The following is a 20,681-nucleotide window of genomic DNA, read 5'->3' on the forward strand; positions in this document are numbered from 1 at the left end:
GCTCACGCTCCCAGGTGCCCCAGCGGGCCCGACGGATAGGGCGTCTCCACCGGCAGCAGGGCGTGCGCCGCGTCGTCCCGGCCCGACCGGAGCAGGCCGTGGACCTCCCGCGCCAACGGGGTCACATCGCGGATGGAGACCGTCCACTCGTCGGCGTACGCCCGCGAGGCCGGACCCGACAGGCCCAGCTGGAGCGAGCGGTACGGCAGCGGGTTCAGGTGCAGGTCGCGCTCCGGGTCCCACTGCACGCGGGCGGGAGCCCCGCGCAGCGACTCCTGCCAGGCCGCCCGGCCGGCGTGCACGCCCGCCTCGTAGTGCGACAGGCAGGCCCCGCGCAGCGCACTGTCGAAGCCGTCGCGGGTGATCTCGACGGCCAGCACCGTCTCCTGGTCGGCCTTGGCGGCCCAGCCGCAGCGGTACATCATCCACAGGAACGACGGCTTGATCCACGTCATCCGCTCCCGCTTCCAGGCGGGCGGGAAGCGGCCGTCGCGGGCGGCGGGGAGCCCGAGGTGGGGGGCGTAGGCCTGGTAGACGGTGATCGTGGTGTCGGTGTGCGTGGCGCGGATCTGGCGGTGCGGTACGGCTTGCATGGCCTCAGGGTCTCCGGCGCGGTGCCCGCGCCGCCAGCCGTTTTCCGTGCGGGTGCGGGTGCGGGTGCGGGTGCGGCGCCGTCGCCGGGGGCACTGCCCCGGGCCCCCGCGCCTCGAACGCCGGCGGGGCTGGATGTGCGGCCGGGGCTGAAGTGCCCGGCGGGCTGGAGTGCGCGGCGAGTGACGACACGACCTAGGACCTGTGTGATGTCGTGATCAGCTGCTGGGTTCTGCCCTCTTCGCGGGGTGGAATCCGGTAGGACTGTGGTTGTGACTCGCAGGCAACTCACGAATGTTCAGTGGAAGTTCATCGAGCCGTACCTGCCGATCGGTAGGTACGGCCCGTACCCGGAGCGGTTGCGAGAACAGTTCGAGGGTGTGATCTGGCGGTTCCGGTCCAGTGCCCAGTGGCGGGAGATGCCTGCCGAGTTCGGCCCCTGGGCCACCGTCTACGGACGCTTTCGCGTCTGGCGGGACGCCGGTGTCTTCACCGCCCTGCTGGAAGGCCTGATCGCCGAGGGTGCCCGCGTGGGAAGAACAGACTTGTCGCTGGTCAGCGTGGACTCCACAACGGTCCGCGCCCACCACGACGCTGCCGGGATGCGCGTCAGCAAGCACCTCATAGAGGCCCTGGAAGAAGCCGCGCAGGAGCAGGAAACGGCCCGGCAAAAAGGGGCGGACCGGAGGAACAGAACGGACAGGCCGAGCGCCGGCGCATCCGACGCAGGCGCAAGCTCCGCCTGAAGGAAGCCCTGCTCGGCAGGTCCCGGGGCGGCCTCACCAGCAAAATTCATCTCGCCGCGGACCGCAGATGCCGTCCGCTCGCGTTGGTCCTGACTGCCGGGCAGGCCGGGGACAGCCCGCAGTTCATCCCCGTGCTCGCGAGGGTGAGAGTCCGCCTGCCTGTCGGCCGTCCCCGCACGACGCCCGGAGCGGTCGCCGCGGACAAGGCCTACTCATCCCGCGGCAACCGCGCCTACCTGCGCAGACGCGGCATCAAGGCAGTCATCCCGGAAAAGCGGGACCAGACCGCCAACCGTAAGAAGAAGGGCTCACAAGGCGGCCGACCCGTCAGCCACGACGCCGACCTCTACAAGGAACGGAACACCGTCGAACGCCTGATCAACAAACTGAAGGCCTGGCGAGGCATCGCCACCCGATACGACAAGACCCCGGACAGCTACCTCGCCGGCCTCCACCTCCGCGCCGCAATGATCTGGATCGACGACCTACTCAAGACCGCGGAATGATCACGACATCACACAGGCCCTAGAGGTGGTCGTCCGCCAGTTCCGCCACGCCCGTGACACGGTGCAGGGCGTACGTCCGGACCTCGTCCGCCGTGTGGTCGTAGCCCGTGACGAAGCCGCCCTCGACCCGTACCGGTGCGATGACCCGCTGGCTCGCCGCGCCGTCCGCGTTCACGTAGCCGATCCACACCGCGGACCCGGTCAGCGCCGCCGCCTGCACCGTCGCCAGGGTCTCCGCCGCGCTCGTGCGCGGCAGCTCGCCGGGCACCCCGGCCGCCGGCCCCGGGTCCTTGCGGACCGCCGTCGCCGCCAGGTCGCCCGCACGGATCGCCCGTACGGCCGCCCCCAGCAGCGTCGCATCCGGCACCGGCGGGCCGTCCGGCACCGGTACGGGCGCCGAACGGGCCGGTGCGCGGTGGGCGTCGGCCCGCGCCACCAGCACGTCGCCGGTGCCCGACTCCGCGGCCGGCGCGTACCCCATCGCCCGCAAGCCCTCCAGCAGCGCGGTCGGTTCGGCCCGCGCGGCCAGCACCGTCGGCGCCAGCCGGCGCAGACCCAGTCCCGCCGAGCGCTTGTCCGCGAGGATCTCGCCGAGCATCGCGTCGTCGTCGCAGCGCACGTACGAGGAGGCCGCGCCGACCCGCAGGTGCCCGTGCCGCCGGGCCACGTCGTCGATCAGGTACGCCAGCGGCTGCGGAACCGGCGTGCGGCTGTGCTCCTTGAGGAAGGCGTGCAGATCGGCGGCGGCATGACCGGCGTCCAGCGCCCGCCGCACCGAGCCCGGCGTGAACCGGTACACCGTCGCCCCGCCCTTGGACTCCACGTCCGCGAGCACCGCCAGGGTGTCCCCGAGCGGGCGGCGCAGCGGTCCCGGCGCCACCGCCGTCAGGTCGGCCTGGAGCAGTACGTGGTCCACCGGCTCCGGCAGCAGCGGCGCCAGCAGCGGCGCCGGATCCCGGTGCTCCAGCATGGCCCGGCCCGGCCCCGACAGCGCGCCCCGGCCGGTCACGCCGAGGACCTCCGCCTCGGTCAGCGCCCAGCCCGCGAGACGGGCCCGCAGGTCGCTCGCCGTACGCACGGGCCGCTCCCACGCGAGCCGTGCCAGCACCGCCTGCGTGTCGGGCGAGCCGCCCTCCGGCAGGTCCGCCAGGAGTTCCAGGACGCGCCGGCGCACCTCGGGCGCCGCGGAACGGTCCAGTTCGGGGCCGAGCGCCGACAGCGTGCGCCCCTTCGCGTCCTGCTCGCCGACCAGGCCGGCCGTACGGGTGGCCGGCAGCCACGCGGCCGCCAGTACCGACCACCGCTCGGCGGGCGGCAGTTCGCGCCAGTCGTCGAAGGCCGGGGTCGGCGCGTACCGCTCGTCCGCCTCCCCGTCGCCGGCCAGCAGCCCGGCCGCGTAGGCGAGTTCGATCCAGAACGCCGCCGACGCCTCCGTGGTGTCCAGGACGGCCGCGGCCCGCTTCAGGTCCCGTACGGACAGCCCGCCCGCCCGCAGCACCGGCGGACCGGCGTGCTCCCAGGACTTCACCAGCTCCTCGACGGTGGCCAGCGCGGCCAGCGCCTGACCCGCGGCGTTCGCGTCCACAAGCTGTGGACGGTGCTCGCGGTGCGCGGGCACCGGCGGAGCCACCGGAGCGGTGTCCCGGTGCGCGAGCCCGCCGCGCAGGTGCAGCGCCACCTCCCGGGGCAGGACCACGGTCCGCGCCGTCGCGGGCAGCAGCAGCCCCCGGTCGCGCAGCCAGCGCACCGGCGGCGCCGGGTTCGGGGTCACCTCCCCGTACGGCGGCCCCCACACCAGCCGCCCCAGCACCTGGTGCGCCTCGGCCGGGGCCTCGTCCAGCAGCGCCGACATCCGCTCCTGGTCGGTGAACAGCGCGGTCAGCGCCGTGACCGCGGACACCGGATCGTGCGTCGCGGGCAGCCCGGCCGCCGCCACGATCTCCTGCACCCGGGTCGGCGACATCCCGGCCGTGGCCTCGGCGACGGTCGGCCCGAGCCCCGTCGGCGAAGGGCGTTGCGCGGACGGCGCGAGCAGTTCGCGGGCGGTGCGCACCAGGCGCAGCCGGTCCTCGTCGCCCCACACCAGGGCCTGGTCTCGCAGGGTGCCCAGGGCCCGGGGGAGCGCGGCACGGGCCCGCTCGTCCTCGCCGCCGGTCAGCAGCCCCTCCAGCACCGGGTACGGGCACGGATCGGGGGCCACGGCGAGGGCCTCCGCCGTCTGCAGCGTGAACCGGTCCAGGCGCTCCAGCGCCCGCACCACCGAGGCCCGGGTACCGGCACGCGTCGCGAGCTGGGTGACGTCACCGGGCACCGGGTTCAGCAGGTCGGGCCGGGAGTGCAGGAGGGCGGAGAGCGCGGCGTCGTCTCGGGCGCGCAGCGCCTCGGCGAGGGAACGCGGGGAGGTGGCCCCGGTCCCGCTCTCCGGAGCTGCCGCAGCAGTGCTTGGCTCGGGCACAGTCGCCTCCCGGTCGCGTCGGCCGGTCGTGTCGGCCGGTCCCCATCCGGCCAACGGTATCCGCTGCGCCCGGGGCGGCTCCACGGGTGCACGCGCTACCTTCGGGAGAGGCGGTACGGGAGGAGCCTGCGCGTGGGGATCGAAAGCGACCACCTGGTCTACGAATATCTGAGCGCCGTCGGGGACTTGGCGCAACGCCGGCACCTCTCCTCCGGCGACCGGATGCGGCTCGTGGCGGGCCTGCGGGACGAGATCGACCGTCGGCGCGCCAAGTACGACCCGGAGACCCCGGCGGCCGTACGCCGCATCCTGGAGCGCATCGGCACGCCGGAGGAGGTCCTGGACACCCTCGGCACCCGGCAGGGCCGGGCCCCCGCCGCCGGCGCCGCCGACCCCGTCCCGGCGGTGCCCGCCCAGCGGGCTCCGGGCCGTCTGCGGCTGCCCGGGGTCCCCCCGCCGCGGCCGGCGCCCGAGCGGGAGCCGGAGCCGGAGAACGTACCGCCGCACCTGGCCGGGCTGGACGAGCTCGGCCCGTCCGGCGGCGCCGAGCCCGACTGGTGGCGGACGACCCCCGGCGCGTACGGGGACGGCCCGCAGGTCGAGGGCTTCGCGGGCGGCATCGAGATCCCGGACCTGTTCAAGAAGCGGCCGGAGGACGAAGACGAGGAGGAGGCGGAAGGGGCCCCGCCCGGACCGCCGGACTCGCGCGCACGCACCCTCGTACGGTTCCTGCGCGAACGGCGGCGCGCGAAGGCGGAAGCCGCCGGGAAGGCCGGGAAGCAGCCGGAGGCGGCCGCCGCCCCGGCCCGCCCGCGGCCCAACGCCTTCCTGCTGCTGGCCGCCGCGGTCCTCGTCGTCGGCGTCGTGAGCGGCCACTGGCTGCTCCTCGTCATCGGCTGGCTCCTGCCGTACGCCTCGCGGGTGCTGCGGCCCGCCGAACGCAAGTGGGCCGTCTTCGGCCCGCCGGGCGTGGTCCTCGCGGGCGCCGCGGTGTGGCTGTGGGGCCGCACCAACGGCAAGTGGGGCGAGACCCTCGCCGACGACCAGGTCGGCGGCGCGGTCCAGGGCATGTGGCCGTGGCTGCTGCGGGGCGCCGCGCTGGCGTCCGTGCTGTACCTGGTGTGGCGGGCACGCCGGCGCTGAGGGCGCGCGCCGCGGGCCTCAGCCGCCGGGGATGCTGCGCTGCTCCTTCTCCATCGGCTGCGCCGCGGCGGCCTTGACCAGGTCGAGGAAGGCGGGTGCTTTGGCCACCTCCAGCAGCTGGGCGGGGTTGACGGGCGCCGACGTGTTCGACGCCTCGTGCGGGAAGACCGACAGCCTGACGTTGCACGTGCCGTAGCGGAAGGAGACCTCCGTCTCGGTGACGGCGCCGGTCGGGATCGTCGAGGCGTGGGCCTCGATGCCGCCGGGCAGCGTGGCCTTCGCACAGACGCGGCCACGGACCTCCCGGCAGGGCTGGGGCTGCTCGCTCGACGGCCGGACCGAGAAGATCAGCGGGAACGCCTTGCCGTCCTTGGTGGCCTGGTAGAAGTTCACCCTGAGGTCGGTGCGCTGCACGGTGCCGACCGTCGGGGGCAGCAGGCGCTGGAGCACGCCGACGGCCTGGTCCTGGAAGTTCTCCTGCCGGGTCCGCTCCGCGGCCGGCAGGTCGGCCATCGACGATTCGCCCGGTGTCGGCTCGATGTGCAGCGGCTGCGGCGGAGCCGACGACTGCGGCGGCGCGGCCACCACGGCCTCGACCGGGCGCTGCGGGCCGCCGCCCGGCAGCATGGACGCGGTGACCGCCCCGAGCGTCGCGACGGCCAGTACCCCTGCGCCGATCGCCACCCGGACGCGCGCCTTGCGGCGGCCGCCCTCGGCACGGGCCGGGCCCGCCAGGTCCATCAGCGCGGGCAGTTCCCCGGTCGCCCGTTCCATCGCCTCACGGACCAGCAGAGCGGTACGGGCGTCGGCAGTGTCCTCGTTGGTACCCATGACGTCTCCTCAGCTCTCGGTGGCGTAGTCGGTGGCGTAGACGTGGGCGTCGCCGAGCCGCACGCGCAGCTTCGCCAGCGCGCGCGAGCACTGGCTCTTGACCGTTCCCTCGCTGCAGCGCAGCAGTTCCGCGACCGTCTCGACGCTCAGGTCCTCCCAGTAGCGCAGGACGACCATGGCGCGGGACCGCGGCGGCAGCTCGGCCAGCGCGGCGAGCAGGGTGACCCGCAGGTCGGCGTGGCGCGGGGCCTGCGGCGGATCGATCCGCCGGTGGGCCAGCAGGTCCCGCAGGCGCTGGCGCCGCTCCGCGAGGAAGGTCCGGGTCAGCACGGTCCGCGCGTACGCCTGCGGGTTGTCGGCGGCGGCCACGCGCCGCCAGTGCTGGAACAGCTTGGCGAGGGTCGTCTGGGTCAGATCCCGTGCTCCGTCGGCGTTCCCGCACAGCAGGTACGCCGTCCGGTACAGCCCCCGCTGGGCGGCCCGGGCGAAGGTCTCGAAGTCGAGGCCGCCGGTCGCGGCGTCCCGCTCGGCCTCCGCTCGCCCGGGCCCGTACCGCTGCACGTACCCGGGACCGTACGCATGCCCGTCATCGGGCCCGAAGTCCCGCGCTGCGTTGTGTTCGGCGCCTGGTGGCATGCGCCCTCCCTCTCACATCGTGTCCGTCACCCCTGTCCTGAGCGCTCCCGCACCGAAAAGGTTGAACACGAGTTCCGGAGAGGTCCGCCACACCGTCCACCGCAGTCCGCCCCCCTCGGCACAATGGCCGTATGAACCTCACCGTCGGCTTCGACCTCGACATGACCCTCATCGACTCCCGCCCGGGCATCCGGGCCGCCTACCGGGCGCTGTCGGCCGAGACGGGCACGTACATCGACGCCGACATGGCGGTCACCCGCCTGGGACCCCCGCTGGAGGAGGAGCTCGCGCACTGGTTCTCGCAGGCCGAGATTCCGGCCATGGCGGACCGCTACCGGGAGATCTACCCGGACCACGCCATCGCTCCGACGCCCGCGATGCCCGGCGCCCGCGAGGCCGTGGCGGCCGTCCAGGCGATGGGCGGCCGCGCGATCGTCGTCACCGCCAAGCACGAGCCCAACGCCCGACTGCACCTGGCGCACCTCGGCATCGAGCCGGACGCGGTCATCGGCTGGCTGTGGGCGGAGGCCAAGGCGGGCGCGCTGCGCGAGCACGGCGCGCAGGTCTACGTCGGCGACCACATCGGCGACGTGCGCGGCGCCCGCACGGCCGGCGCACTGTCCGTGGCCGTGCCGACCGGCCCCTGCCCGGAACCGGAACTGCGCGCCGCGGGCGCGGACGTGGTGCTGCCCGACCTCACCGCGCTGCCCGAGTGGCTCACGCAGTACCTCGCCGCACAGCCCGTCTGACCCGGTTTGTCCCAGGCCTTCCGGCCTCCCGGTCCCGGCCTCCCGGGTCAGGCCTGGGAGGCCCGCGCCGCCTTGCGCTGCGCCGCCGCCGAGCGCAGCACGCCCGCGGCGGAGATGGCGAAGCCGACGCCCATCAGCATGCACACGGCCCACGCGTACGACGGGAACGGGTCGACGTCGAGGAACAGCGGGGCCATCGTCGCCAGCGTGGCCACGGCCCCGGCGATGAACACGATGCCGCCGGCCCTGACCAGTCCGTCGCCGGGCCGCGCTTCGTCTGAATGAGGAGTAACAGTCACCTCACCAGGGTAGTTCCCTGGCCGAAGCACCGACCGTGAAGGACCGGGGAACGTCTTGTCACCCGGCCCCCGACCATTAGCCTTGAGGTGGCGGGTCACACATGGCCCGCTGCACTGTTGTCCGGAGCCGTTCGCGGCACTCCGGACCCCCGACGAGCACAAGGACAGAGGACGGACGTGCCTACCGGCAAGGTCAAGTGGTTCAACAGTGAGAAGGGCTTCGGCTTTCTCTCCCGCGACGACGGCGGAGACGTCTTCGTCCACTCGTCGGTGCTCCCTGCCGGGGTCGATGCCCTCAAGCCCGGTCAGCGGGTCGAGTTCGGCGTCGTCGCCGGACAACGCGGTGACCAGGCACTTTCGGTGACCGTCCTGGACCCGGCGCCGTCCGTCGCGGCCGCCCAGCGCCGCAAGCCCGACGAGCTCGCCTCGATCGTGCAGGACCTCACGACCTTGCTGGAGAACATCACCCCGATGCTCGAGCGCGGCCGCTACCCCGACAAGGTGCACGGCACGAAGATCGCCGGCCTGCTGCGCGCCGTGGCCGACCAGCTCGACGTCTGACCCGCGTACGCACACCCGCGCCCCGCCCCTCGTACGAGCGGCGGGGCGCAGTCGTGTGCGGCGCGCGGGCCCCTACGGGAAGGCGAGCGCGCCCGGCGCGATGGCCGGTACCAGCCCCTCGGCCGCCGCCCGCGTCAGCAGGCCGCGCACCGCCGCGTAGCCGGATTCGCCCAGGTCCGCCGTGAACTCGTTGACGTACAGGCCGATGTGCTGGTCGGCGACGGCCGGGTCCAGCTCCTGCGCGTGCGCGCGTACGTACGGGCGGGAGGCCTGCGGGTCGTCCCAGGCCATCCGGACCGAGGCGCGCGCCGACTCGGCCAGCCGGCGCAGCCGCTCCCCACCCAGCGACCGCTTCGCGATGATCGCGCCGAGCGGGATCGGCAGACCGGTCGTGGACTCCCAGTGCTCGCCCATGTCGGCAAGGCAGTGCAGGCCGTAGTCCTGATAGGTGAACCGGGCCTCGTGGATGACCAGTCCGGCGTCCACCCGGCCGTCCCGGACCGCCGGCATGATCTCGTGGAACGGCAGGACGACCACCTTGCCGACGCCCTCCGGCAGCACGTCGGCCGCCCACAGCCGGAACAGCAGGTACGCGGTGGAGCGTTCGCTCGGCACCGCGACCGTCCGTCCGGCCAGGTCCAGGCCCGGCTCCGCCGCCAGCACCAGCGGCCCGCAGCCACGCCCGAGGGCCCCGCCGCACGGCAGCAGCGCGTACTCCCCCAGCACCCACGGCAGCACCGCGTACGACACCTTCAGCACGTCCAGCTCGCCGCGCTCGGCCATGCCGTTGGTGATGTCGATGTCCGCGAAGGTGACGTCCAGGGCCGGCGCGCCGGGCACCCGTCCGTGCGCCCACGCGTCGAACACGAACGTGTCGTTCGGGCAGGGCGAATAGGCGATCTTCAGCGGTTCACCGTCGACCATGGTGCGGCTCATGGTGTTCTCCCCAGTTCGCGAGTACGGGCCCCAGCACGCGGAAGCCCTCGGCGAGCGCCGCCAGCGCGTCCGCGATCCGCCAGGCGGCACGGTCGCGCGGCCCCACGGTGTTGGACACGGCGCGGATCTCCAGTACGGGCAGCCCGTGCGCGGCGGCGGCCTCCGCGACCCCGAAGCCCTCCATGGCCTCGGCCCCGGCCATCGGATGCCGGGCCGCGAGCCCGGCCGCCCCGTCGGCGGTCCCGGTCACGGTGGAGACGGTCAGCACGGGCGCCAGCAGCGCCCCGGTCGCTTCGGCGGCCCGGGCGGCCAGCTCGGCGGGCGGCAGGTGCACACTGCGCCCGAAGCCCAGCGCCGACACGTCGACGAACCCCTCGGGGGTCTGCGCCCCCAGGTCGGCCGCGACGATCGCGTCCGCGACCACGAGGGATCCGAGCGGGGCGGCGGGAGCGAACCCGCCGCCGATGCCGGCGCTGACGACGAGCCCGTATTCGGTTCCGGCGAGGGCCAGCGCCGTGGCGGTGCCCGCGGCGGCCGCCGCCGGACCGACGCCGCCGACGAGCACGTCGAAGGCGATGCCCGGAAGGTCCCGGCGGGTGATGAGGTACCCGCCGGGGAGCGTGCGCGGCTCAGGACCGGGACTGTCCGGATGAGGGGTCAGACCGGTGAGGACGGAGTCCGACTCCGCCCCCACCGCCGTCACGACGAGCACGCGCACCGGTGTCGTCCGGTTACTTGAGCTTGAGGTTGAAGGACCAGACGGCGAGCGGCTTGCCGTCCTCGCCGATCTGCAGGAAGGCCAGCTTCTTCGAGGTCGGCGCCTCGCCCTGGCCGCCCGTCGCGAAGACGTCGGCGTTCGGGAAGCTGCGGTACGTGCTCGACGAGGGCTCGGTGATCGGCTGGCCGTCGAGGACCGCCGACCAGCGCTTGCCGTCCTCGACGACCTCCGGCTCGACGCCGAGGCGCAGCGTTTCGCCGCGGCCGTACTTGATGGTCTTGGGGTTCTTGAGGTTCGTGAGGCACTCCTGGACCTCGTCCATGGAGAGCTCCTTGCCGTCGTTGTGGCAAGAGGCTTCCGCGGACACCGACGAGCTGCCGACCGTCACGGTCGCGAGCGGGGTCGGCTTGTCGCAGGCGGAGAGAAGGAGGAGGCCGGCGGACACGGCTCCGAGGGCCGCGACGCTGCGGCGGGCCCTACCCGAGAAAAGCGGTGCGGTCATGAGCCGAAGGCTATCGGGCCCCTGGGCTGCGCCGCTGCACGGGGTACCGCGGGCCTGCGGCGCGCCGCCCTTCGCCTCCCGCCGGGGTGACCGTGCGCGTGCCGGTGCGGCGCCGCTGCGGGGGCGCTGCCCCCGGGCCCCCGCGCCTCAAGCGCCGGCGGGGCTGAAAGAGCGGGGCTCCGCCCCGGACCCCGGGCCTCGAGCGCCGGCGGGGCTGGATGCGGGGGCCGGAGCGTCAGGCGACTCGGGGGCGGGACGTGTGTTGCTGCGGTTGGTGGCGGGGGGCCGACAGGGCGCCGCGGACGGCCATCGTCGCGCCCAGCGCCACGATCGCCGCCGCCACCGCCATGCCCAGTACGCCGTTCAGCGGCAGGGCGATGCCGATCGCCCCGCCCAGCACCCACGCCACCTGCAGCAGCGTCTCCGAACGGGCGAACGCGGAGGTCCGTACCGCCTCCGGCACGTCCCGCTGGATCATCGCGTCCAGCGACAGCTTCGCCAGCGCCTGGCAGAAGCCCGCCGTCGCGGCCAGCACGGCCACGAACACCCCGCTGTAGAACACGGCCGCCAGCACCGCCACCCCCAGCGTGACGCACAGCACCGACGCGACGATCGCCTCCGGGGCGCGCGCCCGCAGCCACGCGCCCACCGCCGTACCGCAGGCGTTGCCCACGCCGGCCGACACGCCCACGATGCCCAGCGACACCGCCGCGCTCTGCCCCGCCAGGGGATGCTCACGGAGCAGGAACGCCAGGAAGAAGATCAGGAACCCGGACAGCCCGCGCATCGCCGCGTTCGCCAGCAGCCCGCACAGCACGCTGCGGCTCACCGTCCGCAGCCCCGGCCGCTTCGAGTGCGCCTCGTGCGTCGAGAGCCGGGCACGGCGCTCGCCCTTCGCCTCGTCCACCTTGTGCGGCAGCGTGAACGCCGCGAAGGCGCCGCCCAGGAAGATGACGCAGGCCCCGTACAGCGGCCACTGCGGCCCGATCGAGTTCAGCCCGGCGGCCGCCGGCGCCGCCGCGCCCGTGGCCAGCAGACCGGCCAGCGTGACCCGGGAGTTCGCCTTGACGAGTGAGAATTTCGGTGGGAGCAGCCGCGGCACCACCGCACTGCGCACGACCCCGTACGACTTGGACGCGACCAGCACGCCGAGCGCCTCCGGATACAGCTGGAGACCCCCCGTGGCCACCACGGCCGACATCAGCAGCGCGAGGACCGCCCTCGCCAGCATCGCCGCCGCCATCGAGGCCCGCCGTCCGTGCGGCAGCCGGTCCAGCAGCGGACCGATCACCGGGGCCAGCACCGTGAACGGCGCCATCGTGATCGCCAGGTACAGGGCCACCCGGCCCCGTGCCTCGTCCGTGGGTACCGAGAAGAACACCGTCGACGCCAGCGCCACCGTGATCATCATGTCGCCGGCGCCGTTGATCGCGTGCAGCTCGATCAGCTTGCCCAGACCCGATTCGCCCGCCCCGTGCGCGTGCGTGGCCCGCCGGATCCCCTTGGCCGGACCGGTGATCGGACGGTGCAGGGCACGCCCGACAGCCCGGCCGGCCCGCCTGGCCGGTCCCGAGCCGTCGTCGGACGACCGTACGGGTGCCACACTCGACATAGTGCCCCACCCGGCCCCCGCGGTGCGCCTCCCGGCGCGTCGCGGAACCGGCGGCTTGTCCGCGAATCGGACCTTGCATGTGTGCCCAGGGCTTAAGAGGAGGTAGCGTGCGTAGCGCGCCACCGGCGGTTGCTCCTGGCCGCGCGCCTCTTCGTGATCCCGCAGAATGGATCGCAGTGAGGTGCGCCCGGAGTCCGATCGGGTGCGGACGTCGACGCGGCCCTCTGGTCCGCTCCGCCCGCGCCTCGTACGGACAGCACCACCGGGTCGTTGTGGACGACAGTACGGACGGCGCACACGTGAGACGGCGTAGGAGAGAACGAGACCAGTGAGTGCTGCGACGACGCGAAGCCGTACCCCGCGTACCCCCGACCGCCTGTGTGTCGAGGCGGTGGAACTCGCCCGCGCGGCCGCCGAGGAGGCAGCCTTCCCCGGCGTGGTGGGCGCGCACGTCTCCGCCGTGGCGGAGGGCGACCGCGTCGTCACCCACTTCTTCGAGTCCAAGGAACCGGGCTACCGCGGCTGGCGCTGGGCCGTCACCGTGGCCCGCGCCTCCCGCGCCAAGAACGTCACCCTCGACGAAACGGTGCTGCTCCCCGGCGACGATGCCCTGCTGGCCCCCGAGTGGGTGCCGTGGAGCGAGCGGCTGCGTCCCGGCGACATGGGCCCGGGCGACCTGCTGCCCACCGAGGCCGACGACCTGCGGCTGGAGCCGGGCTGGTCGGGCGAGGACGCCCCGCCGCCGAACTCCGTGGTCTCCACCGAGATGGCCGAACTGGTCGAGGCCGAGGACGCCGACGTCACCGACCGTGTGACGGTTCCCGCTCGCGGCTCCATCTCGTCGGTCGCCGAGGAGCTCGGCATGCGCCGGGCGCGCGTGCTGTCCCGGTACGGGCTGCACAGCGCCGCCGACCGCTGGGACGAAGCCTTCGGCGCGAAGACCCCGATGGCGCAGGCCGCGCCCGCGTCCTGCGTCTCGTGCGGCTTCCTCGTCGCCGTCGGCGGCTCGCTGGGTCAGGCCTTCGGCGTCTGCGCGAACGAGTTCAGCCCGGCCGACGGCCGCCTGGTGTCGCTGTCCTACGGCTGCGGCGGCCACTCCGAGGCCGCGGTCATGCCGGCGCCGCTGCGGCCGGCCCCGCCCGTCCTCGACTCGATGGCCTCGGACGAGTTCGTCCTGCGGCCGGCCCAGGACACCGGCTCGGTCCCGGCCCCCGACGCCCAGGCCGCGGACCTGGACCTCGGCCACTCGTAACCCGTACGGCCCTGTCGGCGGGACGGCGCGGGCGCCCCCTCGCCGCCGGCCCCGTGCGGTCCGGCCCCGTGCGGTCCGGCCCCGTGCGGTCAGTTCCGTGCGCGGCGGCGGAAGAGCCGCTTCGCACCGAAGACCAGGACCAGGCCGCCCGCCAGGACCAGCGCGCCCTTGCCGAAGCTGCCGGTCGGCTCCGGCGAGGTCGCCGCGTCCGGCGGTGACCCCGGCTGCGGCGAGGCCGAACCGCCGGGCGAGGTGGCCGCCGCCGGGACCGCGACCACCCGACTGCTCGCGCCCTCCGAGCCGAACATCAGCGTGGAGCCGTCCGCGGCGTACGTCACCGACTCCGCCTGCCCCTGCCACGGGGCGTCCACCCGCTCCCCCTCGCCCTGCGGCCGGCCGTCCTTCCACGGGTACGTCCGGGCGGTGAAGTAGCCGCGCAGGGTCAGCCGGTTCCCGTCCGGGGAGAAGGCGCCGTCCGTCACCCACGGAACGTCGGCGACCCGCCGGAAGACGTTGTCCGCGCCGGCCGACAGCTGCGCGGGGCCCTCGTACAGGCCGCCCCTGCTCTCGTCCTTGCTCGCGATGTAGACCCGGCCCGTCACCGGATGCACCATCAGGGACTCGGCGTTGCGCGGCCCGTCCTCGTACCGCACCGTGAACTGCGTCGCCTTGACGGTGACATCACCCAGTTGCCGCGGCTCCTGGAAGCGGTAGATCCACACGTGGTCCCAGGTGCCGCCCCGGTTGTCGCCGACGTCACCGACGTAGAGCTGTCCGTCCGGGCCCAGCGAGATCGCCTCGACGTCGCGCGGCCTGCCGATGCCCGTCAGCGTCACCCGGGCCACGGTGGCGCCGGTGGCCGAGTCCACGGCGTAGACGTACGGGCCGTCGTCGCTGTCGTTGTGCGTCCAGTAGACGCCCGGATGGACCCGGCTGGCCGCCAACCCGCTCGACTCCTTGATCCGCGGATCGGAGATGGTGAACGAGGCGGTCCCGGGGGACTGCGCCGCGTAGGCCGTGCCCGGCAGCCCGGCGAGGGCGGTGGCGGCGAGGACGCTGGCGGCGAGGACGGTGGCGGCGGCGGTCGCGCGGGCGGCGGCGGACGGCAGGGACGGGCGCATCCTCCCAGCCTGCCAGTACGTTCCGCGTGTCCGGCGTCACAGATGCTTCTGTCGCGCGATCCGCGATGATGACCGGATGCGTTTCATGTTCGTCGGCGACTCCATGACCATCGGACGCGCCGGCGACTACACCTGGCGCTACCGGATGTGGCAGCACCTCAACTCGACCTTCGGCGGCCCCTACCGGATCGTCGGCCCGCGCTGCGAGGTCTACGACACGGGCGCCGACGCGGCCGTCAGCCACGAGTACGCCGACCCGGCCTTCCCGGAGCACGCCCGCCGCCACCTGGCCGGCTGGGGCGAGGGCTGGCAGCACATGGCCCCCGTCATGGGCGAGACCGTGGCGGCGCACCGCCCGGACGTGCTGCTGGTCTCCCTGGGCCTGATCGACCTCGGCTTCTACACGGACGCCGAGCAGACCGCCGCCAACGTCCGCCGCTTCACAGCGGGCGCCCGCGCCGCCCGCCCCGGCATCCGCATGGTGCTGCTGCCCGTCATCCCGAACAGCCGGGCCGAGGAGGACGCCCCCTTCGCGGCCGAGGTCGACCGCTTCAACGACCTCCTCGCGAAGGCGGTGGCCGACCTCACCACGGACGCCTCGCCGATCCTGCTGGCCGCGCGCCCGGCCTCGTACGACATCCACCGGGACACCTACGACGGCACCCACCCGAACGCCTCCGGCGAGCACCGCCTGGCGGGCGAATTCGCTGCGGTCCTCCACCAGGCGTGGGGCCTCGGCGGCCCCTACCGCGCGGCGCAGACCCCGTAACACGCCCTGTGCGCGGGGGTCTTGCTTCGAGTGCGCTCGAAGCAGTTGGCTAGTGCCCCATGAAGTACACACAGCTCGGACGCACCGGCCTCAAGGTCAGCCGACTTGTACTCGGCACCATGAACTTCGGACCCCAGACCACGGAGCCCGAAAGCCACTCGATCATGGACTCCGCCCTCGACGCGGGGATCAACTTCCTCGACACCGCCAACGTCTACGGGTGGGGCGAGAACAAGGGCCGCACCGAGGAGATCATCGGGACCTGGTTCGCCCAGGGCGGCCGGCGCCGCGAGAAGACGGTCCTCGCCACCAAGGTCTACGGCTCCATGTCCCGCGAGGGCGAGACCTGGCCCAACTACGACCGCCTGTCGGCGCTGAACATCCGGCGGGCCGTCGACGCCAGCCTCAAGCGGCTCCAGACCGACTACATCGACGTCTACCAGTTCCACCACGTCGACCGCCGGACCCCCTTCGAGGAGATCTGGCAGGCCGTGGAGGTCCTCGTCCAGCAGGGCAAGATCCTCTACGTCGGCTCCTCGAACTTCCCCGGCTACAAGATCGCCCAGGCCAACGAGGCCGCGGCGCGTACCGGGAGGCTCGGACTGGTCAGCGAGCAGTGCCTCTACAACCTCGCGGAGCGGCGCGCGGAGATGGAGGTCATCCCGGCCGCCGAGGAGTACGGGCTCGGGGTCATCCCGTGGTCCCCGCTGCACGGCGGGCTGCTCGGCGGCGTGATCAAGAAGGAGGCCGTCGACGGGCGGCGGGCCTCCGGGCGGTCCGCGGAGGCACTGGCCAACAGCGCCGTGCGGGCGCAGGTGCAGGCGTACGAGGACCTGCTCGACAAGCACGGCCTGGAGCCGGGCGAGGTCGGGCTGGCCTGGCTGCTGACGCGTCCCGGGGTCACCGGGCCGATCGTGGGGCCGCGTACGCCGGAGCAGCTCGCCTCGGCGCTGCGTGCCGTGGAGCTGGAGCTGAGCGAGGAGGTGCTGGCCGGGCTGGACGAGATCTTCCCCGGTCCCGGGCCCTCGCCGGAGGCCTTCGCCTGGTAGCCGTGCGGCAGTCGCCGCCGGTGGCGGCCGCGTGGCCGGTCGTGGCCGGCGTAGGGGCTACTGGCCGACGGCGGCCGCCACGGCGACGACGACGAACATCAGCACGAGCACACCGGCCATCACACGGTTTCTGGTCTTGGGATCCACCCGTCGAGCCTAACGCGGCAGCCCCTGCATCGTGGACGCAGGGGCTGTGCCGTGGTGGGTGCGCTGCCGGCCGTGGCCGAGCGGTCACTGCCAGCTCATGTCACCGTTCTGGGCGGCGACCGGGGGCTTCGCGGCGGTGAGCGGGGCGGCGGAGGCGACGGCCGGCGCACCGAGGACGAGGGCGAGGGCGACGACCGCGGCGGCCTTGAAGATGCGAGTGGTGTTCATGAGGTCCGGTGTCCCTTCGGGGTGCCGTGAGGCGTGATGACGGTGGCTTCCCGGTCGGTCCCGCGCCCCGCGGTGGCGCTGTCCCTTTCCGGTGAGACCCAGCTAAGCCGCAGCTCAGCGGGGGGAGAAGGGGTAGCGGCTGGCCCAAACCGTCCGTGGACGGATGAAGACAGGGGCCGGGCGGCGGCCCCTTCCGGCCGTACGTGGGGGACCGCCGTGCCTGACGGGCCGCAGCGGTCAGCCGCTGCGGAGCTCCAGCACCGACACCGGCATCAGCGGGACGCCCACGTCCAGCAGGCGCGCGTGGGGCAGCGCCCGCGCGCCGAGCAGGCGGCGGCAGACGGACTCGGCGTGCCGCTCCGCCTCCTCCAGGGAGTCCGAGAGCAGGTAGAAACCGAGCGTGAAGTGCTCCGCGGACTGCGGGTGCACGGCCAGGTGCTCCACCCGGTCCCTCGGGCGCAGCCCGGCGCGGGCCGTCTCGCGCAGGTCGTCGGGCACTTCCGCCGGAGGGACCGTCCGCAGACGGGCATGGACGAGGTACATGCCTCCACCGTCGCCCCGGCGGGCCCGTGCGGGACACCGATCCGGCTGGCCGTTTGTGGCCGTGGACACATCTGGCCAGACAGTGCTTCTTTGAGATGATCTTCCTCATCGAAGTACCAACGGGGTGGGGGGATACACATGTTGACCGAACTGGGCCTCGACGCGAGAGCCGAGGCCGTCTACCGGGCCATGCTCATGGAACCCGGTTCGGGCGTGACCGCGCTCGCCGACGCCGTGGGGATCGGCGAGGGCGACGTACGCGAGGCGCTGGACATGCTGAGCGAGCTGGCCCTGGTCCAGCCGTCGGCCGACGACAGCGGGCGGCTGCGCGCCGTCTCCCCGGACATCGGGATGGAGATCCTGATGGCCCGGGGGCAGTCCGAACTCGCCGCGCAGCAGCAGCGGCTGGAGGCGTCCCGGGCCGCCGCGGCCAGGCTGATCTCGGAATACTCGGAGCTGCGGCCGGTCGCCAGGCACCCGGGGGTGGAGCAGCTCATCGGCCTCGACGCGGTCCGCGACCGCCTGGTCGCACTGACGCGGGAGACGAAGGAGGAGCTGCTGGCCTTCTCGCCGGATGCCACGCTGAGCGAGTCGGCGCTGGCCGCCTCCCGCCCCCTGAACAGGGCACTGCTCGAACGCGGCGTCCGCATGCGCACCCTCTACCTGGACAGCGTGCGCAACAGCCGGCCCTCCGTCGAGCACGCCAACTGGCTCACCGAGCTCGGAGGTCAGGTCCGTACGGTGGCGTCGCTGCCGACGCGGATGCTCATCGTGGACCGCAGGACGGCGCTGATCCCGGTGAGCGACGACTCCTCGGCGGGAGCGGTCGTCCTGACCGGGCACGGCATGCTGGTCGCCCTGTGCGCGCTCTTCGAGTCGACGTGGGCGGCGGCGCAGCCGCTGGCGGAGGTGGCGGTCCTGGGGCCGGACGGCCTGACCGCGCAACAGGCCGCCGCCGTACGGCTGTTGGCGGAGGGGCACACGGACGATGCGATAGCCAAGCGGCTGGGGGTCTCCTCGCGCACGGCCCGGCGTATCGCCAACGAGCTGATGGAACGGCTCGGGGCGCGCAGCCGTTTCGAGGCCGGCGTCCGAGCCGTCCAGGAAGGCTGGCTGCCCGCCCGCGCCTGACGGGCACGGCCGATCGAAAGCCGCCCGGCGGGACCACTCTCGTGGTCCCGCCGGGCGGCTTTCGTGTGTGGGGAGGCCGGAAGGAGGGGCTGGATCAGGCCACTGTGGCCAGGTTCGGCCATGGCCTTTTCGGGCCAGTCGATCTCTCTTCCGCCCGGCCCGGGCAGCGGCGAATCTATTGCTTGTCAGCGGGACAGCCCCCCCCGGAGACAAGCACCGAAGGCCCTGAAACCCCTGAACGGACGCCACCGCGGGACGTCCGAGGACGACGGGTTCAAGCCACCATCCCACTCGTTTCGGAAGGACGAACCACCCCCATGCGTACTGGAATCCTCCGGGCCACCGCGGTCGTCGCCCTCACCCTCGGCATCACCTCCGTCGCACCGATGGCCTCCGCCCACGCCCCGGCCCACCCGGTCCAGGTGGCGGGCAGCACGGTCGGCCAGTCCGACCCCGTCGACGTCCCGCCGGCAGCGGTGACGAGCCGGCCGTAAGGCCCGTAGCCAGCCGGCCACCCAGTCAGGCCCGGCCCCGCCCCGCACACCGCCGCAACACCCCACAGGACCGCTGTACCTGCAGGACAGCTGTCCGTCCGCCCCACCTCGCACACCCGCAGCACCACCGCCGGTCGAGCCCCGCTCCCGGCGGCCCCAGACCTCACCTGACCAGAACCGGAGCAAAGCCATGTCCCGATACGGGTTGAACACCCGCCATGCCGCCGTAGCCGCCCTCATCGCCGGGGCCGTCGCCGCAGGCACCGTGCTCGCCGTCGACACCGCGGCGTTCGCCGCCCCGGCGGCCGCCACAGCCGAAACCCCCCTCGCAGACGACTACGGCAGCACCGGCCAGGGCGCGGAGGAGCCGGTCGACGGGGAGGTCCGAGCGGCGGTCTACTCCTCGACCAGTACGAAGATCACCCGCAGCTCGGTGATCGCCCGCGCCAAGAGCTGGGTCGGCATCGGCCTGCACTACAGCGGGGGCGGCCGCCACGGCGGCTACCACACCGACTGCTCCGGATTCGTCTCGATGGCCTGGGACCTGGACTCCTCGCTGCTCACCGACACCTTCGGCCCCCGGGGGGTGACCGAGCAGATCACCAAGGGGGAGCTGAAGGCGGGCGACGCCCTCCTCGACGACGACTCCGGTTCGAGCGGCCACGTCGTCCTCTTCGAGAAGTGGGTCGACTCCAGCCGCACCAAGTACTGGGGCTTCGACTTCACCCCGAGCGGAGTCCACCACCGCGTCTACGACTACCCGTACTACGACGGCTACGGCCCCTTCGTCCCGGTGCGCAACAAGAACGTCGTGGACGACGTGACCACACCCCCGGCCCCGCCCGCCGGCATGACCGACCTCGTCGCGGTCGACATCAACGACGACGCCGTCGACGACGTGGTCGGCGTGGAGGCCTCGACCGGCAAGCTGTGGCTCTACAAGGGCAGTTCCGCCGGAACCATCGCGACCGGCAGCACCCGCGTGGAGATGGGCAGCGGCGGCTGGAACGGCATGTCCAACCTCGCCGGCGGCGACTTCAACGGCGACGGCAAGGACGACATCGTCGCGACCGAGGAGTCCAGCGGAAAGCTCTACCTCTACCCGGGAACGGGCAGCGGTGTCGGCTCCCGCAAGGAGATCGGCTCCGGAGGCTGGAACGGCATGCAGGACCTGGTCGGCGGCGACTTCAACGGAGACGGCAAGGCCGACATCGTGGGCGTCGAGAAGTCGACGGGCCAGCTGTGGCTCTACAAGGGCAACGGCGCGGGCTCCATCGGCGGTGGCGGCACCCGTGTGCTGATCGGCTCCGGCGGCTGGATGGGCATGCACGACCTGGTCGGCATGGACATCAACAACGACGGCAAGACCGACATCGTCGGGGCCGAGAGGTCGACGGGCAAGCTCTTCCTCTACAAGAGCAACGGCACCGGCCTGAACGCCCGCACCGAGATCGGCTCGGGCGGTTGGAACGGCATGAACGACCTCACCGGCGGCGACTTCACCTCGAACGCGAACGACGACCTCGTCGGCGTCGAGAAGGCCACCGGAAGGCTCTACCTCTACCCGGGCACCGGCACGGGTCTGGGGGCGCGCAAGGAGATCGGCACCGGCGGCTGGTAGCCCCACGCTCGACGCATCTCCCCGCTCTCCTTTCGCAACTC

At 73.5% G+C, this 20,681-nt stretch carries 21 protein-coding genes and 1 pseudogene; 10 read left to right on the plus strand and 12 right to left on the minus strand.

The genetic code is table 11. The features are described from left to right. Positions 1-2: 2 nt before the first annotated feature. A complete protein-coding gene (locus tag AB0F82_RS18905) occupies positions 3-593 on the minus strand; it encodes a DUF4291 domain-containing protein (protein ID WP_362628928.1) in 591 nt (196 codons plus the stop codon). A 270-nt stretch (positions 594-863) separates the two neighbouring features. On the opposite strand from AB0F82_RS18905, the pseudogene AB0F82_RS18910 reads away from it, so the two are divergent. After that, positions 864-1,843, plus strand: a pseudogene (locus AB0F82_RS18910) (IS5 family transposase). Positions 1,844-1,862: 19 nt separating this feature from the next. Here the strand turns inward: AB0F82_RS18910 and AB0F82_RS18915 are convergent. Then, a complete protein-coding gene (locus tag AB0F82_RS18915) occupies positions 1,863-4,298 on the minus strand; it encodes a helicase C-terminal domain-containing protein (protein WP_362628931.1) in 2,436 nt (811 codons plus the stop codon). Between the two features lie 132 nt (positions 4,299-4,430). On the opposite strand from AB0F82_RS18915, the gene AB0F82_RS18920 reads away from it, so the two are divergent. Further along, positions 4,431-5,441 (plus strand): hypothetical protein, encoded by a 1,011-nt coding sequence (locus AB0F82_RS18920; protein ID WP_362628934.1) that lies wholly within the window; start codon positions 4,431-4,433, stop codon positions 5,439-5,441. Positions 5,442-5,459: 18 nt separating this feature from the next. Here the strand turns inward: AB0F82_RS18920 and AB0F82_RS18925 are convergent, their stop codons facing one another. Together AB0F82_RS18925 and AB0F82_RS18930 are read right to left on the minus strand one after the other, a co-directional pair. Then, the gene (locus AB0F82_RS18925; protein ID WP_356814085.1) at positions 5,460-6,272 is read right to left on the minus strand and encodes a hypothetical protein; all 813 of its coding nucleotides are present in this window, start codon (positions 6,270-6,272) and stop codon (positions 5,460-5,462) included. A gap of 9 nt (positions 6,273-6,281) precedes the next feature. After that, positions 6,282-6,908 carry a SigE family RNA polymerase sigma factor gene (locus AB0F82_RS18930; RefSeq protein ID WP_362628938.1) on the minus strand — a complete coding sequence of 209 codons (627 nt, stop codon included), beginning with the start codon at positions 6,906-6,908 and terminating at the stop codon, positions 6,282-6,284. A 131-nt stretch (positions 6,909-7,039) separates the two neighbouring features. Between AB0F82_RS18930 and AB0F82_RS18935 the strand changes: the two genes are divergently transcribed. Next, positions 7,040-7,657, plus strand: coding sequence for an HAD family hydrolase (locus AB0F82_RS18935; RefSeq protein WP_356814087.1), 618 nt, complete (start codon positions 7,040-7,042; stop codon positions 7,655-7,657). Between the two features lie 47 nt (positions 7,658-7,704). On the opposite strand, the gene AB0F82_RS18940 is transcribed toward AB0F82_RS18935, so the two are convergent. Next, positions 7,705-7,956 carry a hypothetical protein gene (locus AB0F82_RS18940; protein WP_030662415.1) on the minus strand — a complete coding sequence of 84 codons (252 nt, stop codon included), beginning with the start codon at positions 7,954-7,956 and terminating at the stop codon, positions 7,705-7,707. A gap of 177 nt (positions 7,957-8,133) precedes the next feature. On the opposite strand from AB0F82_RS18940, the gene AB0F82_RS18945 reads away from it, so the two are divergent. Next, entirely contained in the window at positions 8,134-8,517 is a 384-nt protein-coding gene (locus AB0F82_RS18945; protein WP_030012939.1) for a cold-shock protein, read from the plus strand. A 72-nt stretch (positions 8,518-8,589) separates the two neighbouring features. On the opposite strand, the gene AB0F82_RS18950 is transcribed toward AB0F82_RS18945, so the two are convergent. The 4 genes from AB0F82_RS18950 to AB0F82_RS18965 all read right to left on the minus strand — a co-directional run bounded on the left by AB0F82_RS18950 (position 8,590) and on the right by AB0F82_RS18965 (position 12,285). Next, positions 8,590-9,453 carry a 1,4-dihydroxy-6-naphthoate synthase gene (locus AB0F82_RS18950; RefSeq protein ID WP_362628943.1) on the minus strand — a complete coding sequence of 288 codons (864 nt, stop codon included), beginning with the start codon at positions 9,451-9,453 and terminating at the stop codon, positions 8,590-8,592. Then, the gene (locus AB0F82_RS18955) at positions 9,428-10,171 is read right to left on the minus strand and encodes a futalosine hydrolase (RefSeq protein WP_362628946.1); all 744 of its coding nucleotides are present in this window, start codon (positions 10,169-10,171) and stop codon (positions 9,428-9,430) included. Before AB0F82_RS18955 ends, AB0F82_RS18950 begins: the two co-directional genes overlap by 26 nt. Positions 10,172-10,184: 13 nt before the next feature. Then, on the minus strand, positions 10,185-10,673 hold the full coding sequence (locus tag AB0F82_RS18960) for a hypothetical protein (protein WP_030662405.1): 489 nt from the start codon (positions 10,671-10,673) through the stop codon (positions 10,185-10,187). A gap of 235 nt (positions 10,674-10,908) precedes the next feature. Beyond that, a complete protein-coding gene (locus tag AB0F82_RS18965; RefSeq protein WP_362628949.1) occupies positions 10,909-12,285 on the minus strand; it encodes an MFS transporter in 1,377 nt (458 codons plus the stop codon). A 328-nt stretch (positions 12,286-12,613) separates the two neighbouring features. On the opposite strand from AB0F82_RS18965, the gene AB0F82_RS18970 reads away from it, so the two are divergent. Further along, positions 12,614-13,537 carry a DUF3027 domain-containing protein gene (locus AB0F82_RS18970; RefSeq protein ID WP_356812951.1) on the plus strand — a complete coding sequence of 308 codons (924 nt, stop codon included), beginning with the start codon at positions 12,614-12,616 and terminating at the stop codon, positions 13,535-13,537. A gap of 89 nt (positions 13,538-13,626) precedes the next feature. Here AB0F82_RS18970 and AB0F82_RS18975 read toward each other — a convergent pair whose 3' ends face one another. Next, on the minus strand, positions 13,627-14,658 hold the full coding sequence (locus AB0F82_RS18975; protein WP_362628953.1) for a WD40 repeat domain-containing protein: 1,032 nt from the start codon (positions 14,656-14,658) through the stop codon (positions 13,627-13,629). 76 nt (positions 14,659-14,734) lie between these two features. On the opposite strand from AB0F82_RS18975, the gene AB0F82_RS18980 reads away from it, so the two are divergent. Further along, on the plus strand, positions 14,735-15,427 hold the full coding sequence (locus tag AB0F82_RS18980; RefSeq protein ID WP_362628956.1) for a GDSL-type esterase/lipase family protein: 693 nt from the start codon (positions 14,735-14,737) through the stop codon (positions 15,425-15,427). 59 nt (positions 15,428-15,486) lie between these two features. Beyond that, positions 15,487-16,476 carry an aldo/keto reductase gene (locus AB0F82_RS18985; protein WP_362628959.1) on the plus strand — a complete coding sequence of 330 codons (990 nt, stop codon included), beginning with the start codon at positions 15,487-15,489 and terminating at the stop codon, positions 16,474-16,476. A gap of 231 nt (positions 16,477-16,707) precedes the next feature. Here the strand turns inward: AB0F82_RS18985 and AB0F82_RS18990 are convergent, their stop codons facing one another. Beyond that, positions 16,708-16,851 carry a hypothetical protein gene (locus AB0F82_RS18990; RefSeq protein ID WP_168714572.1) on the minus strand — a complete coding sequence of 48 codons (144 nt, stop codon included), beginning with the start codon at positions 16,849-16,851 and terminating at the stop codon, positions 16,708-16,710. 237 nt (positions 16,852-17,088) lie between these two features. Beyond that, positions 17,089-17,394 carry a hypothetical protein gene (locus AB0F82_RS18995; RefSeq protein WP_356812958.1) on the minus strand — a complete coding sequence of 102 codons (306 nt, stop codon included), beginning with the start codon at positions 17,392-17,394 and terminating at the stop codon, positions 17,089-17,091. A 138-nt stretch (positions 17,395-17,532) separates the two neighbouring features. Between AB0F82_RS18995 and AB0F82_RS19000 the strand changes: the two genes are divergently transcribed. From AB0F82_RS19000 to AB0F82_RS19010, 3 genes are all read left to right on the plus strand, one after another. Further along, positions 17,533-18,525: a helix-turn-helix domain-containing protein gene (locus AB0F82_RS19000; protein ID WP_362628962.1), complete on the plus strand. Its 993-nt coding sequence runs from the start codon at positions 17,533-17,535 to the stop codon at positions 18,523-18,525. A 317-nt stretch (positions 18,526-18,842) separates the two neighbouring features. Continuing rightward, positions 18,843-19,019, plus strand: a complete 177-nt coding sequence (locus tag AB0F82_RS19005; protein ID WP_362628965.1) for a hypothetical protein — start codon at positions 18,843-18,845, stop codon at positions 19,017-19,019. A gap of 190 nt (positions 19,020-19,209) precedes the next feature. Then, positions 19,210-20,640, plus strand: coding sequence for a VCBS repeat-containing protein (locus AB0F82_RS19010; protein ID WP_362628968.1), 1,431 nt, complete (start codon positions 19,210-19,212; stop codon positions 20,638-20,640). Positions 20,641-20,681: the final 41 nt, after the last annotated feature.

Source organism: Streptomyces virginiae, from assembly GCF_040638905.1.
In the GTDB taxonomy this organism is placed as follows: Bacteria; Actinomycetota; Actinomycetes; order Streptomycetales; family Streptomycetaceae; genus Streptomyces; species Streptomyces virginiae_B.

What these genes read in the sequence shown, in the direction of transcription:
- AB0F82_RS18950 (WP_362628943.1), bottom strand. Translation starts at nt 9,453, where the DNA reads ATGAGCCGCACCATGGTCGACGGTGAACCGCTGAAGATCGCCTATTCG.
- AB0F82_RS18990 (WP_168714572.1), bottom strand. Translation starts at nt 16,851, where the DNA reads ATGAACACCACTCGCATCTTCAAGGCCGCCGCGGTCGTCGCCCTCGCC.
- AB0F82_RS18985 (WP_362628959.1), top strand. Translation starts at nt 15,487, where the DNA reads ATGAAGTACACACAGCTCGGACGCACCGGCCTCAAGGTCAGCCGACTT.
- AB0F82_RS18995 (WP_356812958.1), bottom strand. Translation starts at nt 17,394, where the DNA reads ATGTACCTCGTCCATGCCCGTCTGCGGACGGTCCCTCCGGCGGAAGTG.
- AB0F82_RS18935 (WP_356814087.1), top strand. Translation starts at nt 7,040, where the DNA reads ATGAACCTCACCGTCGGCTTCGACCTCGACATGACCCTCATCGACTCC.
- AB0F82_RS18960 (WP_030662405.1), bottom strand. Translation starts at nt 10,673, where the DNA reads ATGACCGCACCGCTTTTCTCGGGTAGGGCCCGCCGCAGCGTCGCGGCC.
- AB0F82_RS18965 (WP_362628949.1), bottom strand. Translation starts at nt 12,285, where the DNA reads ATGTCGAGTGTGGCACCCGTACGGTCGTCCGACGACGGCTCGGGACCG.
- AB0F82_RS18925 (WP_356814085.1), bottom strand. Translation starts at nt 6,272, where the DNA reads ATGGGTACCAACGAGGACACTGCCGACGCCCGTACCGCTCTGCTGGTC.
- AB0F82_RS18980 (WP_362628956.1), top strand. Translation starts at nt 14,735, where the DNA reads ATGCGTTTCATGTTCGTCGGCGACTCCATGACCATCGGACGCGCCGGC.
- AB0F82_RS18975 (WP_362628953.1), bottom strand. Translation starts at nt 14,658, where the DNA reads ATGCGCCCGTCCCTGCCGTCCGCCGCCGCCCGCGCGACCGCCGCCGCC.
- AB0F82_RS18905 (WP_362628928.1), bottom strand. Translation starts at nt 593, where the DNA reads ATGCAAGCCGTACCGCACCGCCAGATCCGCGCCACGCACACCGACACC.
- AB0F82_RS19005 (WP_362628965.1), top strand. Translation starts at nt 18,843, where the DNA reads ATGCGTACTGGAATCCTCCGGGCCACCGCGGTCGTCGCCCTCACCCTC.
- AB0F82_RS19000 (WP_362628962.1), top strand. Translation starts at nt 17,533, where the DNA reads ATGTTGACCGAACTGGGCCTCGACGCGAGAGCCGAGGCCGTCTACCGG.
- AB0F82_RS19010 (WP_362628968.1), top strand. Translation starts at nt 19,210, where the DNA reads ATGTCCCGATACGGGTTGAACACCCGCCATGCCGCCGTAGCCGCCCTC.
- AB0F82_RS18930 (WP_362628938.1), bottom strand. Translation starts at nt 6,908, where the DNA reads ATGCCACCAGGCGCCGAACACAACGCAGCGCGGGACTTCGGGCCCGAT.